Below are 3,844 nucleotides of genomic sequence, written 5' to 3' on the forward strand. Positions count from 1 at the left end.
CAGCTCCTCCTCGGCCGGGCCTGCGGCGTTCTCGTGCAGGTACCGGCGGAACGCGGCGACGTTCTGGTGCAGCTTGCGGAAGACCGCATAGGTGCCGTTGCGGCCCAGCGCGTCCGGCTGCGGGATCGGGGGCAGGTCGCCGTTCTCGTCCTCGTAGCCCAGGACGAACTCGCCGGGCTTCAGCGGGGCCTCGTGCGGATTGCTGCCGAGGATGCCGGTTCCCTCGACCGCTGGCTGGCTGATGCTGTCCTTGAAGCCGAACTGCTCTCGTCCGTCCGGGGGCACGTGCACGTCCAGCGACCAGATCGCGGTGACGCCGTCGAGGTCGCGCACGGCGTGCTCGGCCAGCATGACCAGGGTCTGCATCAGGGAGGTGTCCTGGGCCAGCGCGGCCACCACCAGGTGCACGTCCTTTGATCCCAGCGGCGCCTCCCAGTGCTCGGGCGCGTTCTGCCCGACGTCGCCGATGTAGTCCGCGCGCGCGGCCATGCCCTGCCGGAACTCGGCCGGGAAGGTAGCCAGTGACTGCTCCGGGACGCCGAGCGCCTCGAGCCCGGCGTAGCTCAGTCCCACCCCCAGCGAGACCGGCCGGGTGGGGTCGTAGGAGGAGACCGGTTCCAGCAGCGGGATCAGCCGCCGCAGCAGCTCCCGTCCCGCCCGCCGGTCATCGATGCGCACGGCCACGTACGAGCCGGCGTACGGGTGCGGCCGGGGCATCAGGGCGGCGGCTTGGATGTCGCCCAGCTCCAACGTGGTGTCGTTCTGCGTGGTCATCGTGTTCCCCTCGGGCAGTCAAGCGGTGGTGGGTGCCGCGGGCCGCGGGGACGGCGTCCCCCGCGGCCCGGCCGCGTTCAGTCCGCGGCCTCGTCCAGCAGCGGCTTCAGCACCGGGTGTGCCAGCGCTTCTTCGGCAGCGGGGTTGTCCAGCACCCGCTGGAACGCCGCGTTCACGCGCTGGCCCTTGACGATCTCCGGCATCGTGTACTCGCGCAGGTTGTTGAAGTAGCCGGTCGCCGGGCTCTGCACGGACTGGACGATCGCCTTGAGGCCGGGGACGCTGCGCTTCATCTGCGCCTCGAGGTCGGGGTTGTCCAGGCGGAAGTTCGCCCTCCCGCCCGATTCCTTGAGCCATTCCGAGACGTGGGTCCACTGCCTGGTGTGCTCCAGCCAGTCCAGGAAGTGCTCGATGCCGATCTGGACGAAGTCGTCGAAGTAGGGGTCCCAGTCGTTCTCGAACGTCGTGGCCCACATGAGCCGGGTCCCGTTGTCGAAGATCACGTGGCGCTGGTCCCGCAGGCCGGTGTGGAGGTTCTTGTCCCGGTCCACCGCACTGAGCGTGCTGGCGAACCGCTCCGTCGCCCCGCGCAGCTCGTCCTCGTGGCCGGGCAGGACCTCCCAGAAGGTGGCCAGCTCGGAGACCACCCCGTCGCTGAGACCCAGCCCGGATTTCTCGTCGCTTGTGGATACCATTGCGTCCTCTCCTGTATCTGACCTGTGACCCCTCGCGTTGATCGCGAGAGATGTCGTGACCTCGGTGCCTTCCTGATCGATCGAGATTCGCTCGACTCCCTGAGGCGCATGTCGTCTCCGCGGAGAAGGCACCGGTCACCAAAGACCTCGCCGGCGGCTTTCCGCAGGTCGTGTCCGCTCAGCCCGAGACCTCGACGGACTCGACCCTCGCAGCCGCTCGACGACGCCGGATGCCGACTACGCTAGGGCGCGGCAGACACCGCGGAATCCCCGAAATCCTTAGTCCACGGGGCCGAGCGGGAGCCGATTCCAGATGGCTGCGGGCCGATCTGCTCCGGGCTCCGACGAACGACGCTCGGTGGTGGGCGCAGGGTCAGCGAGGTCCGTCGATGAGTGGACGCTCGGGGGCGGAGATCGGTTGGGGGACGCCGACCCGCTGGTGGATGACGCGGTGGGCGAGCTGGGTGCGAGAGGTCACCCCGACCTTACGGAAGACCTTGCGCAGGTGGTATTCCACAGTGCTTGGGCTAAGGAACAGCTGGGCGGCGATCTTCCGGTTCGCTTCTCCGCGGCTCACCAGGGCGGCGATCTGCGCCTCCTGGGGGGTGAGCTCCTCCGGGGTCCCCAGTTCCCGTTTCCGGGCGGGCTCGCCGGTGGCCCGCAGCTCGACGCTCGCCCGTTCGGCGAAGGGGTGCAGACCCATGGCGTCGAACATGTCGCGCGCGATGCGCAACTGGTCGCGCGCCTCCCGCCGCCGGCGTTGGCGGCGTAACCACTCGCCGTAGAGCAGGTGGGCGCGGGCGAGCTGCAGAGGGGTTCGCGCCCGCCCCAGCTGCTCGATCGCCTCCTCGTACATCTGTCGGGCGTCGTCCTGGTCGGCGAGCAGGGCCTGGCAGCGGGCGAGCAGCCCCAGGGCGACGGGCGTGCCGGTGGCGGTCGCGCGGTCCGCCAACCGCTGGAGTGCGCGTTCTGCCAGGTCGCGCCGGCCGCCGCGGACGCCCGCCTCGACCAGGTCGGGCAGTGCCGGGGTTCCGACGAGCGGTGTGTCATCGGTGAATGCCAGATGCAGGCATTCGACGGCGGCGCCGTAGTTGCCGAGGCTGATCTCCAGCACACCGAGGAAGGACGCCGCCATGGCCATCTCCCCGACGGCGCCCCTGCGCGGGGCCTCTTCGGCGACCGCCGCCGCGGTGGCCCGCGCCTCCGCCTCGTGGCCGCTCAGGGCGAGCGTGAGCAGCGTGTGTGCAGCCGTGGGAGGGACGACGCCGGGGTTGTGGGTCACCTCGGCCAGCTCGTGCGCCTCGGACTCGGCCGCCCGTGCCGCCGCCAGCCGCCCGGCGGGCCCGTCGACGAACACGCTCCGAAAAGCGAGCGCGGGGGCCAGCTTGGCCAACGCGCCGCTTTCGCGGGCAAGGTCGATCCAGCGCGCGGTCAGCTGATCCACCGCTGCGTCGTCCAGCAGATCGATTGCCGAGATGGTGGTCAGTCCCAGTCGTCGGAGAGCGACGTCGGGGTCCACGTCATCCGCCAGGAAGGCCTGGATCGTGCGGCGCACCGCCGGCACGGCGGTCTCATACCCACCCGTCACTCGGGCGGTGCAGCACTGCAGAAGCAGATTGGGAGCCGCTTCGGGAGGATCCCCTGTGGGTGGAAGGTCGCGCGCTGTCCGTGCGATCTCCTGCAGGAGGGGGGCGCTGGGGGCCCACCCGGCGAACACGGCTGCCTCCAGTGCAAAGAGCATGGTGTCCCGTGCGGCGCGGGGGTCGAGCGGCGTCAATCGTCGTGCCGAAGAGGCCAGGGCGTAGGTGGCCTCGGCGACGCGTCCCCGGTGGAACCGGATCCTGCCGTCCAGTTGGGTGGCCTGCGCGGTCGACCGCGGATCCCGCAGGCATCTGGTGGCCTCGGTCAGCAGGGCCTCGGCCCGGTCGACCGACCCCGCGAACACGTGGGCCTGTGCTGCTGACAGGTGCCGTTCGGCCTGCCGCTCCTTGTCGGGGGTCAGCAGCGCCGCACGTTCCAGGAGTGCGGCCGCGGCGGCATAGCCACCGCGGCCCCTGTCCCGTTCGGCTGCCGCCTCCAGGTAGGCCGCGACCTGTTCGTCGGGCCCAGCGGCTGCCGCCGCCAGATGCCAGGCCCGGGGAACTGCGTAGAGCCGCGGGTCGCAGGCCGCAGCGAGGGCCCGGTGGACCTCTCGACACTGACCCGGGGCCGCGGAGTGGTAGACCGCCGAGCGGACGAGCGGGTGGGAGAATCGCACCTCCGGCCAGAAGGTCACCATTCGCGCGGCCTCGGCAGGCGCCGCGGCAGACTCCGTGATGCCCAGCGCGGCGGCCGCCCGCCACAGCCGATCGCCCCGGCCCGGCTGCTCCGCCGCC

2 protein-coding genes and 1 pseudogene are annotated in these 3,844 nt (G+C 71.2%); all 3 read right to left on the minus strand.

The window, feature by feature from the left end; translation table 11 throughout:
* Positions 1–774, minus strand: a pseudogene (locus JWP64_RS20655) (peroxidase); the annotation flags it as partial.
* Positions 775–851: 77 nt separating this feature from the next.
* On the minus strand, positions 852–1,469 hold the full coding sequence (locus JWP64_RS20660; RefSeq protein ID WP_297499650.1) for a hypothetical protein: 618 nt from the start codon (positions 1,467–1,469) through the stop codon (positions 852–854).
* Between the two features lie 373 nt (positions 1,470–1,842).
* On the minus strand, positions 1,843–3,844 hold a 2,002-nt coding region (locus tag JWP64_RS20665), incomplete at its 5' end, for a LuxR family transcriptional regulator (RefSeq protein WP_297499652.1).

It is taken from the genome of Pseudonocardia sp., assembly GCF_025465255.1.
Lineage (GTDB): Bacteria > Actinomycetota > Actinomycetes > Mycobacteriales > Pseudonocardiaceae > Pseudonocardia.

Excerpts from the sequence above, each read along its gene's own strand:
- JWP64_RS20660 (WP_297499650.1), bottom strand. The coding sequence starts at position 1,469 with ATGGTATCCACAAGCGACGAGAAATCCGGGCTGGGTCTCAGCGACGGG.